The following is a 20,065-nucleotide window of genomic DNA, read 5'->3' as shown; positions in this document are numbered from 1 at the left end:
AATGACCTAACCGATCACATTGGACCTATATCCACACTGTTCCCATTTTCAGGGATAGTGGCCTGCCGCCGGAAGTGGCGATCGCGATCGTCGGCGAAGGTTTGTACATCACCGAAGTGACAACGAAACGGCCCTGAACGGGATAAGGTCAACGCCGTGCCTGCCCAACCTGCTTTCAGTGACTTGAAATTTGCGCGACCCCGTCCACGGCCGCTGGTGATCAGCTCGGCCGAAAGCCGGGCCAATCTTCTTGGTCTCCTGAGCTCGGCCGATCCGATCTGGATCGATATCGATGCCGATTTTACCGGCTTGGGAGCGGACGCCAGTGCCGTCATCGTCGATGTCCCGCTCAACGTGACGAGCAATGCCAAGCGCATTGCCGAACTGATGGGCCTTTTGCCGCGCGGCCTGCCCAAGCTCTTCATCATCAACAAGACGCACCGGGTCGAGGTGGTGCGGGCGAGCGTGCTTGGCGCCACCTCAATCAGCAACCGGCCGCTTAGCGAATTCGATCTCGGCGAATTCTTCCGGGCCGAAATCATCGCCGCCCCACAGGCCTCCGACGGCGGCTTGCGCGTTGCAGCGCTCGTTTCGTCCTCGCTCGCCAATATTCTCGATGCCGTGCTGACGGACGAAGCGATCAATATTCCAACCGTCGAGGAGGCGAGCGGCGAAATTGCGTCGACGCTCGATGGTGCGGGGCTTGAAAGCTGGCTGCAGACGGTGCGCGAACATCATCAGGGCACGCTGCAGCATTGCCTGATCGTTGCCGGGGTGATGACGCGTTTCGGCCAGCAGCTCGGCATGTCGGAAGACGATGTGCGCAGGCTCACCCGCATCGGCCTTTTGCACGATGTGGGCAAGGCGACGATCCCGACCGCGCTGCTCGACAAGCCGAGCAAGCTCACGGATGACGAATTTTCCATCATCAAGACCCATCCCTATCGAGGCTTCCGGTTTCTCAGCAAACAGGGGATCCTGGGCACGGATGAACTGGCGGCCGTCGTCGGCCACCATGAATATCTCGATGGCAGCGGCTATCCTTATGCGCTGATGGATAAGTCGATCGGCGATCTCGTGCGCATCACGACCGTCTGCGACGTTTATAGTGCGTTGATCGAGCGCCGGCCTTACAAGCGGGAAATGTCCCCAGCCGACGCGCTCGACATACTCAACAAGATGGCGAGCGAGGGCAAGGTCGAATTGTCGCTGGTGCGGGCTTTGGCGCGTAGCCTCGATTGAAACGCCGTGAGCCTTCGCTCAGCGCATCGGCTTGGCGATCGTTTCCCCGGGTGTCTCGCCAGGATCGATCCTCTCGGCGAGGATGCAAGCCGTGACCAGCCAATGCGATACGGTCAGGGAAACGGTTTGAAATGCTTGGAAAGCTTGAGGGTCTGGGCCTGGTAGTTCGAGCCCAGCGCCGAGCCATAAAGGCGCTCGGGCCGCTCGGCGAGGTTTTCATAGATCAGGCGCCCGATGATCTGCCCGTGGCCGAGGAGAAACGGCACCTCGCGGCTGCGCACTTCGAGAACCGCACGGCTTCCGGTGCCACCGGCCAGCGAATGGCCGAAGCCGGGGTCGAAGAAACCGGCATAATGAACGCGGAACTCGCCGACCAGCGGATCGAAGGGCACCATTTCGGCGGCATGACTCGGCGGCACATGCACCGCTTCATGGCTGACGAGGATGTAGAATTCATCGGGGTCGAGCGTCAGTTCCGGCCGGCCGCGGCTATAAAGCGGCTCCCAGAAATCGAGGACGTCCAGCGCGCCCTTCTTGTCGACATCGACGACGCCGGTATGGCGCTTGGAGCGGAAGCCGATAAGCCCGTCCCGGCCTTCCCCCAGAAGATCGATCGAGAGCGCCACGCCGCCATCGACCGGCAGGTCGCCGCCGACGACGAGCGTATCGCTGGCATGCAGCGCCTGGTGTTCGGCCGAGGTGAGCCGCGTTTCCCCGCAGCGAAAGCGCATCTGGCTGAGGCGCGATCCGGTGCGCACCAGGATGGGAAACGTGCGCGGACTGACTTCGAGATAAAGCGGGCCCTGATAGCCTGCCGGCATCTGATCGAACCCGCGGGCCCGGTCGCCGATGACGCGGGTAAAGACATCGAGCCGGCCGGTCGAGCTCTTGGGGTTGGCAGAGGCGCTGACCTCTGGCGGTAGCGCCAGGCTTTCCTGCAGCGGCACGAGATAAACGCAGCCACGCTCGAGCACGGCGCCACGCGTCAGGTCGATTTCATGGAGTTTTAGCGCTTCGATCCGCTCGGCCATCGAATGCGCCGGCCCCGGCAAAAAGCTCGAGCGGACGCGATAGGCGATGTCGCCGAGGCGAAGATCAAGGCTGGCGGGCTGGACCTGATCGGGGTCGAACGCGCGCGCGGAAACGATAGCGCCCTGCCGGTGCAGCTTCTCGATCAATCGCGCCGGAAAGACGCCTTGCGGCCAGCTCGTTGTGCTCAACGCCGTTGAACTCCGTCATCGCCAGGCCAGTCCAAGCGATCTACTGTCTTCTGCCAAGAATGGATTGCGCGGACAAGCCGGGCAATGAGGCGAGGGGAAAGTTTGAGCCATCTTCCCCACTAACCCCAGCGATTGACGCCACAGGACAATTGCGGTTTAGTCCCGGTTAGTGGCGATTTGGCCGGTCGCTTGCAGCCACTTTAAACAACTTGCTAAAGACCGTTTGGAGCCGGCCGCCCTTGCGTGCCGGTTTTTTGTTTGAAGGCGATGGCTATGTCCAAAGAGAAAAATCCCCTGCTCGATCCGGCCCGGCATTCTGCGGCAACGCAGATGGTGCATGGCGGGGGCAAGCGCTCGTCCTTCAACGAAACAAGCGAAGCCATCTTCCTCAATTCCGGCTACTCCTATCCGAGCTCGGAGCATGCCGAACTCTTGTTCCAGGGCAAGATCCCCGGCGGACACAACTATTCCCGCTTTGCCAACCCAACTGTCGACATGTTCCAGGAACGCATGGCGCTGATCGAAGGCGCGGAGGCGAGCCGGGCGTTCGCTTCGGGCATGGCTGCGGTCACCAATGCGGTGATGAGCCAAGTACGCGCCGGCGATCATATCGTTGCCGCGCAAGCCCTCTTTGGCGGCTGCCGCTATGTGGTGGAAGATTACGCGCCGCGGTTCGGCGTTGAATCGACGCTCGTCGATGGCCGCGATCCGGAAAATTTCGCCCGCGCCATGAAGCCCAACACCAAGGTCGTCTTCATCGAGACCCCGACCAATCCGACGCTCGAACTCGTCGATATCAAGGCGGTGGCCGAGATCGCCCACGCTCATGGCGCCAAGCTCATCGTCGACAACGTGTTTTCGACCGCGCTCTATCAGAAGCCACTCGAACTCGGGGCCGATCTCGTCACCTATTCCGCGACCAAGCATATCGACGGGCAGGGCAGGGTACTCGGGGGCATTGTCCTCGGGTCGAAGGCGCTCATCGAGGGCGACGTTCATACCTTCCTGCGCCAGACCGGCGCGACGCTCAGCGCCTTCAACGCCTGGGTGCTCCTCAAGGGTCTCGAGACTTATGCCCTGCGCGTGAAGCAGATGACCGACAGCGCCGAAAAGGTCGCCGAGGCGCTCGGCGCGCATCCCAAGATCAACCGGGTCATCTATCCGCACCACAAGAGCCACCCGCGATATGAGCTTGCCAAGCGCCAGATGACACGCGGCTCGACGCTCCTGGCGCTCGACGTCAAGGGCGGGCAGGAGGCAGCCTTTACGCTTTCGGATTCCCTGGCGGTGATCCTGATTTCCAACAATCTCGGGGACGCCAAATCGCTTATCACCCACCCGCGCACGACGACGCATGCGCGCCTGACCGAGGAGGTCCGGCTGGAAACCGGCGTCACGCCGGGCCTGCTCCGTCTTTCGGTCGGGCTTGAAGATCCGGACGATCTGATCGCCGACCTGATGTTCGCGCTGGATCAGGTCTAGGTCCCATGGCCAACCTGTTTGGTGCGAGACCGGCTCTCCCTCCCAGACCCTCCCAGAAGGGGGACGGTGCTCGACCGAGATGGAGGCAGGGATTGCTCAAGGCCAACCGTGCGACACTCTCTTTCTTGGGGCAGAAGAGGCTGGGAGCCCTGCGGCGCCGTGCCAAGGCAATGTCCCGGCTGTTTCTGGCCCTTTCACTCGCGACACCCGTCTTTGCCCAGTCGCTGCCCAACCATGCCGATCCGGATGCGCGTGAAATCCTTCCCATGCAGGGCGCCGTGCCGGCCATTCGTTTCCTGACGACGGCCGATTTCCCGCCCTTCAATTTCCGCGACGCCAATGGCGAACTCATCGGTTTCAATATCGATCTTGCCAAGCGCATCTGCACCGAGATCAATGTCGCCTGCACCATGCAGGCGTGGCCCTGGGACCAGGCCGCCGACGCCCTGGGCGATGCGCAGGGCGACGCCCTGATTGCCGGGCTTGCCGTGACGCCCGAAAATGGCGAGCGCTTCGATTTTTCGTCCATCTACCTTGCGCTGCCAGGCCGCTTCGTCACGCGCGCCGACGGCGCTGAGGATTTCTCGACCGCATCCCTTGCGGGCAAGACCGTTGCCGTGCGTGGCGGCAGTGCGCATGCGCAATTCATGGCGCGGTACCTGCCGGACGTACCGGTCGAGTCCTTCGTCACGGAAATCCAGGCGCTCGAAGCCGTGCGGGACGGCGAGGCGGACGCGTTTTTCGGCGATGCCATGCGCGCCGCCTTCTGGCTCAACGACAATCTCGATTGCTGCGCCTTCGCCGGCGAGCCCTATTTCCGGCCCGATCTTTTCGGCGAAGGTTTTACCATCGCGGTTCCAGCCGGCAATGACGCGGTGCGTCACGCCATCGACTGGGCCCTGGTGCGCCTCAAGGAAAACGGCGCGCTCGACGAACTTTACCTGCGCTGGTTTCCGGTTGGGTTTTATTGACTCTCGGTTACAGTGCGAGGCCAGCACTCGATCCCGGTCTCGAAAGACCCCTAAAATGCTTGGGCAAAGACGGTATGAAGCCTAGCTCGGCATCTGCCGGTGACGCGCCCGGGCCGCAACTTCGATCGCTGCCGTGGTCAGGCGATCGAGGCTGAGCTTGTCGCGCAGCATTTCGAGGTAGCGCAATTCTTCCTGTTCGAGGCGGAGGTCGACCGCGGTCACTTCGACGGCGAGTGCATAGGCGGTGTCCTCGAGCTTTCGTGGCAGCGCGGCAAGTGCGTTGTCGATGACGCGATCAAGGCCATCCTCGCCATGCAGCAGTTCCGCACAGCTATTGGCGACCTCCGGCAGGCGGGACTTGTCGAAGCCGTGAAACACCGGCAGCCGTTCGATCAGCCCCTGGATGCGCAGCAGTTCCCGCTCCGTCACGGCGCTGTCGGAAGAGGCGGCAACGAGCATGAGTTGGATGAGGGCGTCGTGGGCGGAGGTCGTCATGGCGCATTCCGGTTTGAGTTGAGCTTCAAGACCTAGGACGCAGACCGTGCTTGCGCAACCACCTGCGACATTGACGCAGGACAAAGGGAATGCGAAACCGCCCTTCTTGTCTTTTTCTCTCGTTTTTTGGAAAGGCTGCCGCCCGTGTCGCCCGCCGCATTGCCCGCTCTTGACCCGTCCTTTTTCGAGCCAGCGCAATCCGCTCGCGCCTGGCCCTTTGAAGAGGCGCGCAAGATCGTCAAACGGCTTGAAAAGTCGGGCAAGGGCGAAGCCCTGTTCGAGACCGGCTACGGTCCCTCGGGCCTGCCGCATATCGGCACGTTTGGCGAAGTGGCGCGCACGACCATGGTGCGCACTGCCTTTCGCCTTTTGACGCGCGACCAAATCCCGACGCGGCTCGTTTGCTTTTCCGACGATCTCGACGGCATGCGCAAGATTCCGGACACCGTGCCCTCCAAGGAGGCCATGGAGCCGCATCTGCAAAAGCCGCTGACCTCGGTGCCTGATCCCTGGACGAACGAATATGGCAGCTTCGGCGAGCACAACAATGCCATGCTGCGCCGTTTCCTCGATACCTTCGGGTTCGACTACGAATTTGCCAGCGCCACGGACTACTATAAGTCCGGCAAGTTCGACGCCGTGCTGTTGCGGGCCGCCGAGCGCTATCAGGACATCATGGACGTGATGCTGCCGACGCTCGGAGCCGAGCGTCAGGCAACCTATTCGCCTTTCCTGCCGATTTCGCCGATTTCCGGCCGGGTTCTCTATGTGCCGATGAAGGAAGTGAACGCCAAGGACGGGACGATCACCTTTACCGACGAGGACGGCAACGATACCACCGTGCCGGTCACTGGCGGCCACGTGAAGATGCAGTGGAAGCCGGACTTCGGCATGCGCTGGGCCGCGCTCGGCGTCGATTTCGAAATGTTCGGCAAGGACCACCAGACCAACCAGCATATCTACGACAAGATCTGCACCATCCTCGGCGGCACCCCGCCCGAGCACTATGTCTACGAGTTGTTTCTCGACGCCGAAGGGCAAAAGATTTCGAAGTCGAAGGGCAATGGCCTGACGATCGACGAATGGCTGACCTATGCGCCGACGGAAAGCCTGGGGCTCTACATGTTCCAGAAGCCGCGCGTCGCCAAGCGCCTGCATTTCGATGTCATTCCGCGTGCCGTCGATGAATATGTCGCCCATGTCGCGGCCTACGAGAAGCAGGACGCTGCCGCGCGCATCGAGAACCCGGCCTTCCATGTGCACTACGGCAATGTGCCGAAGATCGATATGCCGGTGACCTTCGCGCTGCTGCTCAACCTGGCGACGGCTTCCAACCCGGAAACGCCCGAAGTCATGTGGGGCTATATCTCGGCCTATGCGCCGGGGGTTTCGGCCAAGACCCATCCGCACCTCGATGCGCTTGTCGGCTACGCCATGCGCTACTTCCGCGATTTCGTGAAGAAGACCTATCGCGCCCCGGACGAGGTTGAGCGCACCGCGCTCGAAGCGCTTTCGGAGGCTTTTGCCGCACTGCCGGCCGATGCCGGCAATGAAACCATTCAGAACGCGGCGCTCGACGTCGCCCGCAATATCGAGCGCTACCAGGATCACACCAAAAAGGGTCCAACTGGCGGACCGGGTGTGTCCGGCGATTTCTTCCAGATGCTCTATCAGGTGCTGATCGGACAGGAGCGTGGGCCGCGTTTCGGCTCCTTCGTCGCGCTCTATGGCATCGAGAATACCCGCCGCCTGATTGCGGACGCGCTTGCCGGAAAAATGCTTGGCTGACTTGCCTTTACCGTCGACTATGCGGCAGGTTAATATTTGCGACGGCGGAGAACCATTTGTCCTCCGCTGTCGTTATCGAAGGCCGCATTGTGTGGCATGCGTGATCGAGGGCTCGCACCCCTGAGGGTTTTTCGTGAGTGCACTCGTTCTCGGCGCCAGACTTCTGCAAGCTGCCGAGTGGCTACGGAACAGGCCCATCCAGGCCTATGCTATCGCGCTTCTCGCTTTCCTGATCGCCCTCTGGCTCCGGTTTACGGTAGACCATGCTCTTCCTGTGGGCTTTCCCTATCTGACCTTTTTCCCGGCGGTGCTGCTGACGGCCTTTTTCTGCGGCACGGGCCCAGGCATCGTTGTTGCAGTGCTGTCAGTGGTGTCGGCCTGGTATTGGTTCATTCCGCCAATCGCGAGCTTCGAGCTGACGAGCCAGAGCGCCATCGCGGTGCTGTTTTTCGTCGCCATCCTTACCGCGGATATCTTCATCATCCATGTCATGCATGGTGCCCTGCGCAGGTTGGTTCAGGAGCAGGCGCGGACCGCGGGCTTGCTCGAACAGCAAAAGACCCTTTTTGCCGAGCTGCAGCACCGGACGGCCAACAACATCGCCTTTATCTCCGCGCTTTTGTCGATGCATAAGCGCAAGGCGCGCGGCCAAGCCGATCCGGTCTCGGTCTTTGACGATGCGACAAGCCGTCTAGAATCCATGGCACGCATCCATCGCCGGCTTTACGATCCGACCAATGGCGACCTCCAGCTCGACGCCTACCTGGCCGAGCTGGTTCGCGACATTTTCGATTCAGCGGGTCGCGAACGCGTCGATGTTTCGATCGTCAGCCGCATCGAGAAGCTCGATGTCAATCGCTTGATTACCCTGTCGCTCGTCGTTTCGGAACTGGCGACGAACGCGCTCAAGCACGCCTTTTCCAATGGTACGGGCCGTTTCGCCATCGAACTGACACCGCGCGGTGGCAGCAACGTGCTAAGGGTGCGGGACAATGGCCCCGGCTTTCCGCATGGATTTGATCCGTCAGGCAGCGATCGTCTGGGGTTTAGGGTACTCTATAGTTTTGCCCGCAATCTCAACGGCACGCTCGACTTCCGCAGCGACGATGGCGCCCTGGTCGAACTGGTGTTCCCATCGAACCATCAAGACAAGGCGGCCTAACGCTCTTTCCTGAAGGCAAGGATGCGAGCGCGCCGATGCTTTGCCCGACCCCTTATTGGCTCGCCCAGATGATACGCGCGATCCATTCGATATCCCTGGTATTGATGATGCGCGGTTCATAGGCGGGATTGAGCGAATGCAGCTCGATTTGCTTGGCGCTCTGGCGGAAAAGGATTTTTGCCATAACCTCGCCCTCGCGCGTCTTGACCACAACCCTGTCGCCCCGGCGCACCTGCTCGGTGGGCGATACGACAACGCGATCCCCCTCCCGATAAAGCGGCAACATGCTGTCGCCCTGGATTTCGAGGGCATAGAGCCCCGGATCGTCGGGCGATGGGAGGCTGACCTCATCCCAGCCTTGTCCCGCAGGAAAGCCCGCGCTGTCGAAAAACCCGCCGACGCCTGCCTGGGCCAAGCCGAGGAGCGGAACGGTCTGCGGCCCCCGATTGGTATTGCCGCCCATCTGGAGGAAAGTACCGCCGGCAAGGAAGCTGTCCATGGTTTCGCCCGTGGCCTCGAGCACCTTGGCGATACTTTCCGTCGAGGGCCAACGCTCCCGCCCGTCCTTGCTGACGCGCTTGGAGACATTGAACGCGGTGGCGTCGAGCCCGGCAATCTTGGCGAGCGCCGAGACCGAATGGCCATGGCGCTGGGCCAGTGCGTCTATGCCCTCCCAGAGGGAGCGGTGTGAAAGCATGATATGGCCGTCTGCAGGACTGGGGTCATAGTCAAGGAAATTAGTCCTAGACTAGCGGCGGCTCTCCTCCATGTAAAGTCTCGTTCTGATCGTGCTTGCCGTCCATCGGCTGCCCGACTAGGTTCGCGCCATGTCGACACCCGAGCTGATCTACAAAATCACCACGGCCTCGGCCTTTGCGCCAGCCCGTCAATCAGGCCAATTCCACGGCATGCCGATCGATGCCGAGGATGGCTTTATGCATTTTTCGACCGCGGCACAGCTGCGCGAGACGCTTCGGCTGCATTTTGCCGGCCAGTCCGGCCTCGTGCTGCTGGCGGTCCGGACCGATGAGCTGGGCGATCAGCTGGTTTGGGAGCCTTCGCGGGGTGGCGATCTTTTTCCCCATCTCTATGGCGGGCCGCTCCTGACAAGCGCGATTGTCTGGCAAGAGTCGATCAGTGTTGCCGAGGACGGTTCGTGTACCTTGCCCGAGGGCGTTCGATGATCTTTTCCGCCCTGTCTCCGCTTCTGCGCAATGCCGGCCTTGCCAATCTCACCCGCGATGCGCTCCTGCGCATGGACGCGGAGACCGCCCATGGCGCGACGATCACCGCCCTGCGCCTCGGGCTTGCGCCGCAGCAGGAGCATCGCGATCCGGCCGAGCTTGCGACCAGTCTTTGCGGCCTCGAACTCAAAAATCCCGTCGGCATGGCCGCCGGCTTCGACAAGAATGCCGAAGTGCCGCGCCCGCTGGCGCTGATGGGTTTCGGCATGGTCGAGATCGGCACGGTCACTCCACGTCCGCAGACCGGCAATCCAAAGCCCCGGCTTTTCCGCGTGACCGAGGCAGATGGCGTCATCAATCGCATGGGGTTCAACAATGAAGGCCACGAGGCCGCCTTTGCGCGGCTCGAAGGCCTGCGCGTGCCGGCCGCGCTTGGCGTCAATATCGGCGCCAACAAGGACAGCGAAGATTTCGTCGCCGACTACGTTCTGGGCGTCAAACGCTTTGCCGATCTCGCCGACTACCTGACAGTCAATATCTCCTCGCCCAATACGCCCGGCCTCCGCAATCTGCAGGCCGACGAAGCTCTGACGCGCCTGCTCGATGCCGTGCTGACGGCGCGGGCCAAGGCGAAGACGCGTGTCCCGGTATTGCTCAAGATCGCGCCGGATCTCGATGAGGCGGCGATGGATGCAATTGCCCGCGTGGTGCTTGCGACCGATCTCGATGGGCTCATCGTTTCCAACACGACGATTTCGCGCGATCCCGTCGCCGGCCTCGAAAACGCCGGCGAAACAGGCGGACTTTCGGGCAAGCCGCTCTTTTCCCTGTCGACGCAGCGCCTGGCCCAGATGCGTCAGCGGGTGGGCGCCCTGCCGATCGTCGGCGTCGGTGGCATCCATTCGCCGCAAACCGCGCTGGCCAAGATCGAAGCCGGCGCCAATGCGATCCAGCTTTATTCGGCGCTGGTTTTCGGTGGCCTCGATCTTCTCGATCGCATCAAGCGCGGACTTGTCGCCGGCGTGCGGGCCGCAGGCAAGACCAATATCTCCCAGCTGGTCGGCGCCAAAACCGATGCCTGGGCGCGCGGCGACGGCGAAGCGGCCTAGCCGTCCGCGCCGGAACAGACGCGCGCGGCCCGCGCTTCGACATCGCGCGGATCGAGGGTGACGGTCAGGTCCTGGCGAACGATCTCGCTTGAAATCACGCCGACGCATTCGCGAAAGGCGCTTGGTCGCAGTAGGATGGCGCCGGCCACCATCGCCGCACCCAAAAGAATGGCGAGCACCAGGGAGGTAGTCTTCATTTCGGCTTCCTCATCGGCACGCAGATGCTGCTGCTAGGCCACGGTGTCCAGTTCGATGATCACATCGGCACGATCCTGTGAGCCCATGACGCGATCGAAATTGGGCAGGTCGTTGCGGGCGATATGAGCGCGGTTGCGCTCTTCGGTAAAAAGCCCTTCCGCTGCGTGACGCTTCAAGAGCCGCGCTTCGACGAGATCGCGCGGCACGGCGATGAAGGCGCAGAAATCGAGGAGCGGTTTGACACCATCCCACGGCGCCTCCGGCAGAAGCAGGTAATTGCCCTCGACGACGAGGATTTTGGCCTGAGGCGCCACGGTAAATGCGTCCTCGACCGTGTCTTCGATCTTGCGCGAATAGCCCGGCCCGCTCATCGGCCCGGTCGCTGCCTTGAGCGCCTTGAGAAAGGCGACAAAGGCCTCGCCCTCGAAGGTATGGGGCGCGCCCTTGTAGTCGGTCTGCCCCATGGCCTCGAGCTTTGCGTGCTTCATGTGAAAGCCGTCCATCGGCACGAGAGCCGCCTCGCCGGGCGTCGTCTGATTGAGGGCTTCGACGAGCTCGGCCGCCAGCGTCGACTTGCCGACCCCGGGGCCACCGGCAATGCCGATGGCGATCCGCCGGGTGCCGGCCTTTTCGGCCAGCTCCTGGGCGAGAAAGGTCATTTCGGTCAGCGCACCGATCGGGGTAAGCTTGAGACGCCCTTTGAGCATCAGCGCCTCTTCAAAAGGCGCAGGATCAGCCAGATCGGCAGAACGATCGCGGCGCCGGTTGCGATATAGCCGCCAAGCTGCCGGAAGACCGCACCACCATCGCGCAGCGCATCGCGAAGGGCATCGGCGGCGCCCCGCACGAGATCGGCCGCATCGAACCCAAACACCGACATGACGAAGCCGACGAGCAGCGAAATCAAGACGAGCTTGATGACCAGGGACCCGGGCCGGTCACCCAAAAGGCGCTCGAGACCGGAACGGGAGGCGGGTCGGCTGTCTTCTGTCATCGGCGGGCTCCGTTTGGCAGTGTTGAGACCATCATATAGTCTTGCTCATGATTTGCAGTAGGTGCCAGTTGTCAACTTTTGCGGCCACCAGCCTCCCCCCCGTCATCGCCAACTGGTTTTCCGCCCGCGGCTGGTCCCCGCGCCAGCACCAGCTCGATGTGTTGGCGAGCTACCAGTCCGGGGCCAGCCAGCTGCTGATCGCCCCCACCGGCGCCGGCAAGACCATGGCCGGATTTCTGCCGAGCCTCACCGAACTCGTCGACGGCAAGTTCGAGGGGCTGCACACGCTTTATATTTCTCCCCTCAAGGCCCTGGCGGTCGACGTCCATCGCAACCTTTCCGATCCGATCGAGGACATGCGCCTGCCGATCAGCGTCGAAGCCCGTACAGGCGACACCTCGGCCAGCAAGCGCGCCCGCCAGCGCACCAAGCCGCCGCATATCCTGCTGACGACGCCTGAGCAGCTGGCCCTGCTGATATCCCACCCGCATGCAGACCTGATGTTCGGCACGCTGCGCCGCGTGGTGCTCGACGAGCTTCATGCGCTCGTCACCAACAAGCGCGGCGATCTTTTGTCCCTCGGCCTCGCGCGCCTTGCCCGGCTCTCCCCTCAGATGCGCATCACCGCGCTCTCGGCCACCGTGGCGCGCCCCGATCTCCTGCGCGATTGGATCGCGCGCCCGAACCCGGATCGTCCGACCGAACTCTTGCGCATGACCGGCGGGGCCGCGCCCGAGCTGGCCATTCTCCAAACCGAGGAGCGCCTCCCCTGGGCTGGCCACTCGGCCAATTACGCCCATCACGAACTCTATGAAACGATCAAGCGCCACAAGACGACGCTGCTCTTTGTCAATACGCGCTCCCAGGCCGAGATGCTGTTCCAGGGTCTTTGGGACATCAACGACGAGATGCTTCCCATCGCGCTTCACCACGGTTCGCTCTCGGTCGAGCAGCGGCGCAAGGTCGAAGCGGCGATGGCCGATGGCCGGCTCAAGGCAGTCGTCTGTACCTCGACGCTCGATCTTGGCATCGATTGGGGCGATGTCGATCTCGTCATTCAGATCGGCGCGCCCAAGGGCTCTTCGCGCATGCTGCAGCGCATCGGCCGCGCCAACCACCGGCTCGACGAGCCCTCCCAGGCGCTGCTCGTGCCCTCCAATCGCTTCGAAGTGCTCGAATGCGAAGCCGCGGTTGAAGCCGTGTCCGAAAGCCACCAGGATAGCGAGGATCCCCATCCGGGCGGCTATGATGTCCTCGCCCAGCACGTACTCGGCATGGCCTGCGCCGCGCCTTTTCTCGCCGATGATCTTTATGAGGAGGTCATCCGCGCCTGGCCCTATCGCGAACTGACGCGCAAGAAGTTCGATCGGGTGCTCGATTTCGTCGCGACGGGCGGCTACGCGCTCCGCGCCTATGAACGCTATGCACGGCTCAAGCAAAATCCCGACGGCACCTGGCGGCTTTCCCACCCCTCGGTTGCCCAGCAATACCGGCTCAATATCGGCACGATCATCGAAGAGCCCATGGTGCGCGTGCGCCTCATCCGCTCCAAGGAGCAAAAGCATGGACGCACGACAGGTCCGATCGGCGCCGGCGGCCGTGTCCTTGGCGAAATGGAAGAATACTTTTTCGGCACCTTGACCGTCGGCGACACCTTCATCTTCGGCGGTGAGATCGTCGCCTTCGAAGGTATCAAGGACAATGAGGCCTTTGTGTCGCGCGCCTTTTCCAAGGACCCGAAAGTCCCATCCTATGCCGGCGGCCGGTTTCCGCTTTCAACCTATCTTGCCGAGCGCGTTCGCCGCATCATGGATTCGCCCCAAGATTGGCACAAACTGCCCGATCAGGTGAGCGACTGGCTGCGGCTCCAGCGCGATCTCTCGGTCGTTCCGGATCGCAACAGCCTTCTGGTTGAAACCTTCCCGCGCGGCAGCCAGCATTTTCTCGTTTGCTACCCGTTCGAAGGCCGGCTCGCCCACCAGACGCTCGGCATGCTGCTCACGCGCCGGCTCGAACGCATGCGCGCACGGCCCCTCGGCTTCGTTGCTTCGGAATATTCCCTTGGCATCTGGGGGCTCGGCGATCTCTCGGGCCTCATCCGCACCGGGCGCCTGTCGCTCGATGAACTCTTCGACGAGGACATGCTCGGCGATGATCTTGAATCCTGGCTCGATGAATCGGCGCTGATGAAGCGCACCTTCCGCAATTGCGCGATCATTGCCGGGCTTATCGAGCGGCGCCATCCGGGCAAGGAAAAGACCGGACGCCAGATCACCATGAGTTCGGACATCATCTATGACGTGCTTTACCAGCACGAACCCGACCACATCCTGATCGAGGCGACGCGGCACGACGCAGCGCGCGGGCTTCTCGACATCGAGCGGCTGGGGCAGATGCTGGCGCGTGTCAAATCCCATATCGTCCATAAGCCCCTCACGCAGATTTCACCGCTCGCCGTGCCGGTCATGCTCGATATCGGCCGGGAACCCATTTTCGGGGAAGCGCGCGAATCAGCTATGGCAGACGCAGCAGAAGAACTCCTGCGCGAATCCATGGGCGAAGTTGACCGCACCCCTTTCTAAAGCCGACTACACGGAAACGCCCTTGCTGCGCTTCGCCGGCCACAACTTTGAACCGCTGCCGTCCGGGGGCCTTTACTGGCATGCCCGGCAGACTCTGCTGGTTGCCGACCTGCACTTTGAAAAGATGGCGAGCTTTGCCCGCCGCGGCCAGATGCTGCCGCCCTACGATACCGGCATGACGCTGATGCGGCTCGAGGCCGACCTCAGGCGCACCGGCGCCAGGAAGCTCATCTCGCTGGGCGATACGTTCCATCGCGCCGATTCCAGTGCCTTGCTTGGCGCCGCTGAACGACTGCGGCTCGATACCATCGTCGAAGCGGTCGAATGCACCTGGCTCTCGGGCAATCATGATCCGGCCCCCCACGCCATCGGTGGGCTCTGCTGCGACGAGCTCGAACTCGATGGTTTGACGCTGTCGCATGAGCCGAAAAAGGGCCGAGCGGGCCTCGTTGCCGGGCATCTTCATCCTGCTGCGCGCATTGCCATGGAAGGCCGGACGGCGCGCAGCGCCTGCTTCGTTCACGACAATCGCGTGCTGATCCTGCCCGCCTATGGCAGCTCCACCGGCGCGCTCAACATCCTCTCGCCCGTCTTCATGGGCCTTCTCAACTGGGCTTCGGTGGAAGTAACCATGCTTGGCCGGGACAGGACCTATCCGGTCTCGCCCAAACGTCTCGTCCGCGGCTAGCGGCGGAACAGCACGCCGCCGAGCCAGCCGGTGAAAAGCGCCAGCACAACGCAGGCGAGGCCGTAGAAAAGCGGATATTGCGTTGCCGATTGGGCGAGGAAGCGCTCGAAATCGATTTTGCGCACGGCAAAGCCTTCCGACTTTCGCGCGACGATCTCGCCATTCTTGAAAAGGTAGGTCTGGGCGATATAGGGCCCTGGCGGCGCACTGCTCGGCAAGGTCAATTGCGCTGAATAGAACGTGTCGGACAAAAACTGCACGCCGTTTTCCTGCACGCCGAACAAGCCATCCTGGGACATGAGGCGGATCAACTCGCGCCCGAAGATCAGCGTCTTCATGAAGCCGGCCGCATTGGGGATCATGGCATGGGCTTCGGGGAGGATGAAATTGGCATTAAGTAGGTTGATGTCGGCGATCTCGATAAGGCGCCGGCTCGAAAGGACATGGAAGTAACTCGGGAAGCGCTTGAACTCGACCTGCTCGGTATTGAGCCAGATGCCGAAATTATTGGTCTTCTCGCGTGCCACCCGGTCCTGGGTCGGCCCGACAATGGCGATGACCACGTCGAAGGGCCCGTCGACGGTCCGTTCGGTCGATCCGGCCTCCGGGGCGATCGTGCCGAAAAAGGTCAGGCGCTCACCCGAAAAGCTCGACGTGATCTGGATCGTGTCGTTGGAAATGCCGGAGATCAGGCGCTCGGCTCCGGCCGGCAGAACCGGCAGGAGAAAGGCCAGGACCAGGAGCACCAGCCTTCTCATCGCACAGCGCTCGTGACGGCCATCGAATAAACGTCGCTCGGCGTCATGACCAGGGAAAGGCCGAAGCGGATGGCGACGGCCAGCACCAGGATGGCGAGCAGGCCGCGAAGCTGTTCCCCGCGCAAATGCTGCCCGGCGGCGGCGCCGAACTGGGCCCCGGCCGTGCCGCCGACCATCAGGCAGAAGGCAAGGAGAATGTCGACGCTCTGGCTCTGCACCGCGTGCATCACTGTTGTTGCCGCCATCATCGCGACGACCTGCATGAGCGAGGTGCCAATCACGACATTGCCCGGCACGCGCAGAAGATAGACGAGCGCCGGCACCATGACGAAGCCGCCACCGATGCCGAGGAGCGAGCCGACAAAGCCGATGAAGAGGCCGATCACCAGCACGGGCAGAACGCTGATATAGAGCCGGCTTTTCTTGAAGCGCACGCGCCAGGGCAGGCCATGGATCCAGCTATGCTGGTTGGGCAGGCGCTCGCGAACCACGACGCCCTTGCGCGTCTTGAGAATGGCCCGCACCGATTCCTGCAGCATCAGCGTGCCGACAAAGCCAAGCAGCACGACAAAGCCCACGGCAATCACGAGGTCGAGCTGGCCATTGGCGCGCAGGATCGAAAATGCGGCGACGCCGCCAAAGGCGCCAAGGATGCCCGAAAGAATGAGATACATGGCGAGATGGAGGTCTATGCCCCCGCGCCGATAGTGGCTGAGGGCCCCCGAGGTCGATGCGGCAACCACCTGACCCGTCACCGACGCCACCGCCACCGAGGTCGGCACGCCCGAAAAGATCAGCAGCGGCGTCAGCAGGAAACCACCGCCAACGCCGAACAGACCCGACAAAAAGCCGACGGCCCCTCCGATCCCCACGAGAAAGAAGAGGTTTACGGAAAGCTCGGCGATCGGCAGATAGATCTGCAAGACCCTTGGTCCCGTCGGTGTGGTGTTTGGAGCCGAAGCTAAGGTCTAGACCGTCAACAAGTGGTCAAGGTTCCGGAAAAACGCGACGAAATTGTATCAAAGTCGAAATTTCGCCGGTCGCGCGTCTAGTTCGCCACCGGCATCGCCATCAGCTCCCAGATATTGCCCTCGGTATCTTCGAAATAGGCCGAATAGCCCCATTCCGATTCCGTGCCGGGGGTAATGATCGAGCCGCCGGCAATCAGCACCTGTTCGAGGATGGCATCGACCTCTTCGGCCATCTCGGCGCGGTGGCTAAGCACGAAGCCCGGCGTGCCCTCGAGCGCTTCTGGCTTGCCCGCGGTTTCGGCGATCTGCTCGCGCGGGAACAGCACGAAAGAAAAATCATCATCGAGAAAGAAGGCGACATGATCTTCGCCCGCCCCGATCTGCTCGTCCGGAATATCGAACAGCGCTTTGTAAAAGACGAAAGCGCGTTCGAGGTCGTCGACGCCGATGGTGATGATGGAAATCTTGGGCTTCATGGCCATCCCTTTGCCGCCAGTCTGACCAGTTAGCGCAAAGGCTCGCCGGTTCGTTCCGGTCGTTTAGGCTTTTTCCGCGCCGGTCGCAAAGAGCGCTTCGAACTGACCGTCCTCGATCCGTGCAGCGGCGATCACGGCCTGAGTGCGGCTGTCGACATCGAGCTTTTGCAGAATTGCCGAAACGTGGGCCTTGACCGTCGCCTCCGAAATCGAAAGCTCATAGGCGATCTGCTTGTTCATCAATCCATCGCTGAGCATCATCAGCACGCGCACCTGCTGTGGCGTCAGCGTCGAGAGCCGCTTCATCAGCGCCGATTGTTCATCGTCTCCGCCAAGCGTTGCGTCCTTGGGCACGAAGACTTCTCCGGCCAGCACCGTCTCGATCGCGCGGCGGATTTCCGTCGGCCCTTCGGACTTATGGAGATATCCGGCGGCGCCAAGTTCGAGCGCGCGGCGCACGACGGTTGAATCCTCGACCGCCGAAATGATCATCACCGGAATATCGGGATATTGCGCCCGCACCAGCAGGAGGCCGGAAAAGCCGCGCACGCCGGGCATGTTGAGATCGAGCAGCACGAGGTCGCATTCCCGATCCGCTTCGAGCGAAGCGCTCAGCTGATTGAGATCCCCCGATTCCTCGACGCTGACCGTTGCATCGCCGCCGGCCAGTGTCTGGCGCAGCGCCGCCCGGAAAAGAGGGTGGTCATCGACGATGATGATGCGGCGGCGAGTCATACGTGAAAATACTCCGATAGGGCCGAAAGCGCAGAAAACCACCGATTTGAAGGGGCCGCACTTGCATATTGCAGCAATCCTTAACGGGTTCTTTACCATGTTTTCTCAAGAGTGGCCTTTAGACCTTCGTGCTGAATCGTCTCGCACGCGGCGGAATTGACAGGGACTGCCCATGGCCCGCGCCTATCCACAATCAGACTACGCAGACGCAGCATTGGATGCCGGCGCCGGAGACTGGCAGGCTTTGCGCGGCGAACTCGTTGCCTTGCTCGACCAGGTCGAAAGCCGCTTCGGACCGGCGCAATCGGGCAATGGCGGGCTCAATGGCCTCTCCCATCGTGTCCGGCACCTGCGCGACCAGGTCAGTGCTCCCGATACCGCCTCGCGCCGCCGCGAGGCGCTCAAGACCGTCAAGCGCGCCGTTGATCGCTTCAGCAACCAGGATGAGCGCCAAGACGGCGAAGACGACCTGCGCGCCGCGATCGATGAAATTCGCAGCCGCCAGGGGCCATCGACCATTTCCGCCATCGATCGCCGCCCCTCGGATATGCCCGAGTTCCGCGAACTGATCGGCCTCGTATCGGGCATCGGCGATCGTCTCGGGCGCCTTGAAGGCCAGTTGCGCGGCGTGCGCAGCGGCTCGGCCGAAGTGCGCGAAGTCGCCTCCCAGGTCGAACAGCTCACTCAGGTCGTCGAACTTCTCGCTGGCGCGGTCGGTGAAACCGGCCAGGTCAAGCGCCTCGAATCCCAGATCGCCGCCCTCGGGGCAATGATGGAGCAGGCCCCGCGCGTCGATCTGTCGGCAGTCAATGCCCGCCTCGACGATGTCTCCGCCACCGTTGCCAAGCTCGCCGAGCTCCAGGCCCAGCAGATGGAGCGCGAGATCATCCGCGATGATCGCGTCGAGGCTGCGCCCAAGGGCTCCAGCAAGTCGATCGCCAAGCTCGAACCGGCCATGCAGTCGATCGAGGCCAATGTCCGCAGCGTCTATGATCGCATAGACGCCATCGAGCGCAATATGAGCGTCTCCGCCGGCGACTTCGAGCGGCTGACCAATGAGATGGCCGCCATCACCCAGGCGATGCGCGACATGTCCGGCAGCCCCGATGTGCTCGTCGCCCGCGTCGACGCGCTCGCTCAAAGCCTTCAGGGCGCCGATGGCGGCAATGCCGACGTCCTGGCGCTCAAGAACGATATCGCCTCGCTCCAGCAGGCCGTGATCAAGGGCATGGAGCCGCGCTTCATGCGGATCGAAAGCCAGATCGAAGAACTGAGCCACAAGGTTGGCCCGGCCGATACCAGCGTCGTCGAAGGACAGCTCAAGCGCCTCATGGCGCGCATGGATGAAGCCGGCGAACAGCTCGATGGCCTCGCCCGTCTCTATCACGATGGCAATGGCAAGCAGGATTTTGAATCCCTTGCGACCATGGTCGCCGAACGCACCAGCGATGCCGTCAGCCGCAAGGCGCCGGCGCCCGTCGCCATGTTTGGCCCGGAAAGCCTCAAGACCATCGAAGATCGCATTTCGAGCCTTGTCCGTTCCGTCAGCAAGACCGCGGACGCCGAAACCATCGCGACCCTCGTGGCCGAAAAAACCTCGGCAGCCTTTGCCAAGGCGGGCACGCCCATCGGCGCCCTCAATCCCGAAGGTTTTGACGCGCTCGAAAAGCGCATGATGGCGGTGTTCAATACCGCCGGCAAGGATACGGCCGAGCGGCTCGCCCGGCTCGAAGCAACGCTTGCCAACCGAACTGCCGCAGCTGCGCCCGCGCCGGCCGCGCCGCGTCAGGCTCAGGTCGTCGATGATGAAGACGACATCCAACCCTCCCGTCTCGATTCCATCCTGTCGAGCCTCAACGCTCAGGCCCGCAACGATGTCATGCCGTCCAATCCGGGCGATGATACCCCCCTGATCGATCGCGGCTTTGCCGAGCCGCCGCGGGCCCGCCCGGCCGCGCCTGCGCCGGCCGCGCCGCCACCGGCGGCCTCGGTTGCGCCAAAGGCAGCCGT

At 62.5% G+C, this 20,065-nt stretch carries 19 protein-coding genes, 1 pseudogene and 1 riboswitch; of the genes and pseudogenes, 10 read left to right on the top strand and 10 right to left on the bottom strand.

Features of this window, described 5'->3' with window-relative positions; translation table 11 throughout:
* Nucleotides 1-216: 216 nt before the first annotated feature.
* Nucleotides 217-1,242: an HD-GYP domain-containing protein gene (locus VW35_RS16435; protein ID WP_052951811.1), complete on the top strand. Its 1,026-nt coding sequence runs from the start codon at nt 217-219 to the stop codon at nt 1,240-1,242.
* 113 nt (nt 1,243-1,355) lie between these two features.
* Here the strand turns inward: VW35_RS16435 and VW35_RS16430 are convergent, their stop codons facing one another.
* A complete protein-coding gene (locus tag VW35_RS16430; protein ID WP_083982934.1) occupies nt 1,356-2,462 on the bottom strand; it encodes a 2'-deoxycytidine 5'-triphosphate deaminase in 1,107 nt (368 codons plus the stop codon).
* A gap of 159 nt (nt 2,463-2,621) precedes the next feature.
* Nucleotides 2,622-2,697, top strand: a riboswitch (SAM riboswitch).
* A 38-nt stretch (nt 2,698-2,735) separates the two neighbouring features.
* Between VW35_RS16430 and metZ the strand changes: the two genes are divergently transcribed.
* Nucleotides 2,736-3,944 carry an O-succinylhomoserine sulfhydrylase gene (gene metZ / locus VW35_RS16425; RefSeq protein WP_046144185.1) on the top strand — a complete coding sequence of 403 codons (1,209 nt, stop codon included), beginning with the start codon at nt 2,736-2,738 and terminating at the stop codon, nt 3,942-3,944.
* A 92-nt stretch (nt 3,945-4,036) separates the two neighbouring features.
* Complete coding sequence (locus VW35_RS16420; RefSeq protein WP_046144184.1) at nt 4,037-4,915, top strand: transporter substrate-binding domain-containing protein; 879 nt, start codon at nt 4,037-4,039, stop codon at nt 4,913-4,915.
* A gap of 81 nt (nt 4,916-4,996) precedes the next feature.
* On the opposite strand, the gene VW35_RS16415 is transcribed toward VW35_RS16420, so the two are convergent.
* The gene (locus VW35_RS16415) at nt 4,997-5,410 is read right to left on the bottom strand and encodes a tellurite resistance TerB family protein (RefSeq protein WP_046144183.1); all 414 of its coding nucleotides are present in this window, start codon (nt 5,408-5,410) and stop codon (nt 4,997-4,999) included.
* Nucleotides 5,411-5,554: 144 nt separating this feature from the next.
* On the opposite strand from VW35_RS16415, the gene VW35_RS16410 reads away from it, so the two are divergent.
* On the top strand, nt 5,555-7,198 hold the full coding sequence (locus tag VW35_RS16410) for a lysine--tRNA ligase (RefSeq protein ID WP_046144199.1): 1,644 nt from the start codon (nt 5,555-5,557) through the stop codon (nt 7,196-7,198).
* Nucleotides 7,199-7,331: 133 nt separating this feature from the next.
* The gene (locus tag VW35_RS16405; RefSeq protein WP_052951809.1) at nt 7,332-8,360 is read left to right on the top strand and encodes a sensor histidine kinase; all 1,029 of its coding nucleotides are present in this window, start codon (nt 7,332-7,334) and stop codon (nt 8,358-8,360) included.
* 52 nt (nt 8,361-8,412) lie between these two features.
* Here VW35_RS16405 and VW35_RS16400 read toward each other — a convergent pair whose 3' ends face one another.
* Nucleotides 8,413-9,057 (bottom strand): S24 family peptidase, encoded by a 645-nt coding sequence (locus VW35_RS16400; RefSeq protein ID WP_046144182.1) that lies wholly within the window; start codon nt 9,055-9,057, stop codon nt 8,413-8,415.
* A gap of 130 nt (nt 9,058-9,187) precedes the next feature.
* On the opposite strand from VW35_RS16400, the gene VW35_RS16395 reads away from it, so the two are divergent.
* Both VW35_RS16395 and VW35_RS16390 read left to right on the top strand, forming a co-directional pair.
* Nucleotides 9,188-9,544: a DUF952 domain-containing protein gene (locus VW35_RS16395; protein ID WP_046144181.1), complete on the top strand. Its 357-nt coding sequence runs from the start codon at nt 9,188-9,190 to the stop codon at nt 9,542-9,544.
* Entirely contained in the window at nt 9,541-10,653 is a 1,113-nt protein-coding gene (locus VW35_RS16390) for a quinone-dependent dihydroorotate dehydrogenase (protein WP_052951808.1), read from the top strand. The genes VW35_RS16395 and VW35_RS16390 overlap by 4 nt, the downstream gene beginning before the upstream one ends.
* Here the strand turns inward: VW35_RS16390 and VW35_RS16385 are convergent.
* Genes VW35_RS16385 through VW35_RS16375 form a run of 3 tightly spaced genes read right to left on the bottom strand, consistent with a single transcriptional unit; the run spans nt 10,650 to nt 11,845 of the window.
* Nucleotides 10,650-10,850: a hypothetical protein gene (locus tag VW35_RS16385; RefSeq protein ID WP_046144180.1), complete on the bottom strand. Its 201-nt coding sequence runs from the start codon at nt 10,848-10,850 to the stop codon at nt 10,650-10,652. The two genes, VW35_RS16390 and VW35_RS16385, sit on opposite strands and share 4 nt — an antisense overlap.
* Nucleotides 10,851-10,883: 33 nt before the next feature.
* A complete protein-coding gene (locus tag VW35_RS16380) occupies nt 10,884-11,558 on the bottom strand; it encodes a nucleoside/nucleotide kinase family protein (protein ID WP_052951807.1) in 675 nt (224 codons plus the stop codon).
* Nucleotides 11,558-11,845, bottom strand: coding sequence for a DUF6460 domain-containing protein (locus VW35_RS16375; RefSeq protein ID WP_046144179.1), 288 nt, complete (start codon nt 11,843-11,845; stop codon nt 11,558-11,560). Before VW35_RS16375 ends, VW35_RS16380 begins: the two co-directional genes overlap by 1 nt.
* Before the next feature lie 47 nt (nt 11,846-11,892).
* Here VW35_RS16375 and VW35_RS16370 point away from each other — a divergent pair, with 47 nt between their 5' ends.
* Together VW35_RS16370 and pdeM are read left to right on the top strand one after the other, a co-directional pair.
* Complete coding sequence (locus tag VW35_RS16370; RefSeq protein WP_046144178.1) at nt 11,893-14,427, top strand: ligase-associated DNA damage response DEXH box helicase; 2,535 nt, start codon at nt 11,893-11,895, stop codon at nt 14,425-14,427.
* Between the two features lie 22 nt (nt 14,428-14,449).
* Complete coding sequence (gene pdeM, locus VW35_RS16365; protein WP_046144177.1) at nt 14,450-15,115, top strand: ligase-associated DNA damage response endonuclease PdeM; 666 nt, start codon at nt 14,450-14,452, stop codon at nt 15,113-15,115.
* Here pdeM and VW35_RS16360 read toward each other — a convergent pair.
* From VW35_RS16360 to VW35_RS16345, 4 genes are all read right to left on the bottom strand, one after another.
* Entirely contained in the window at nt 15,112-15,861 is a 750-nt protein-coding gene (locus tag VW35_RS16360) for a TIGR02186 family protein (protein ID WP_161796932.1), read from the bottom strand. The genes pdeM and VW35_RS16360 overlap by 4 nt on opposite strands.
* A gap of 8 nt (nt 15,862-15,869) precedes the next feature.
* Nucleotides 15,870-16,796 (bottom strand): sulfite exporter TauE/SafE family protein, encoded by a 927-nt coding sequence (locus VW35_RS16355; protein WP_046144175.1) that lies wholly within the window; start codon nt 16,794-16,796, stop codon nt 15,870-15,872.
* A 125-nt stretch (nt 16,797-16,921) separates the two neighbouring features.
* Nucleotides 16,922-17,320 (bottom strand): VOC family protein, encoded by a 399-nt coding sequence (locus VW35_RS16350; RefSeq protein WP_046144195.1) that lies wholly within the window; start codon nt 17,318-17,320, stop codon nt 16,922-16,924.
* Between the two features lie 63 nt (nt 17,321-17,383).
* Nucleotides 17,384-18,055 (bottom strand): response regulator, encoded by a 672-nt coding sequence (locus tag VW35_RS16345; protein WP_046144174.1) that lies wholly within the window; start codon nt 18,053-18,055, stop codon nt 17,384-17,386.
* 172 nt (nt 18,056-18,227) lie between these two features.
* On the opposite strand from VW35_RS16345, the pseudogene VW35_RS16340 reads away from it, so the two are divergent.
* Nucleotides 18,228-20,065: pseudogene (locus VW35_RS16340) on the top strand (hypothetical protein); the annotation flags it as partial.

This window comes from Devosia soli (assembly GCF_000970455.1).
In the GTDB taxonomy this organism is placed as follows: Bacteria; Pseudomonadota; Alphaproteobacteria; order Rhizobiales; family Devosiaceae; genus Devosia; species Devosia soli.
The sequence above is the reverse complement of the archived record's forward strand: the minus strand, read 5'-3'. Positions and strand labels throughout refer to the sequence as shown.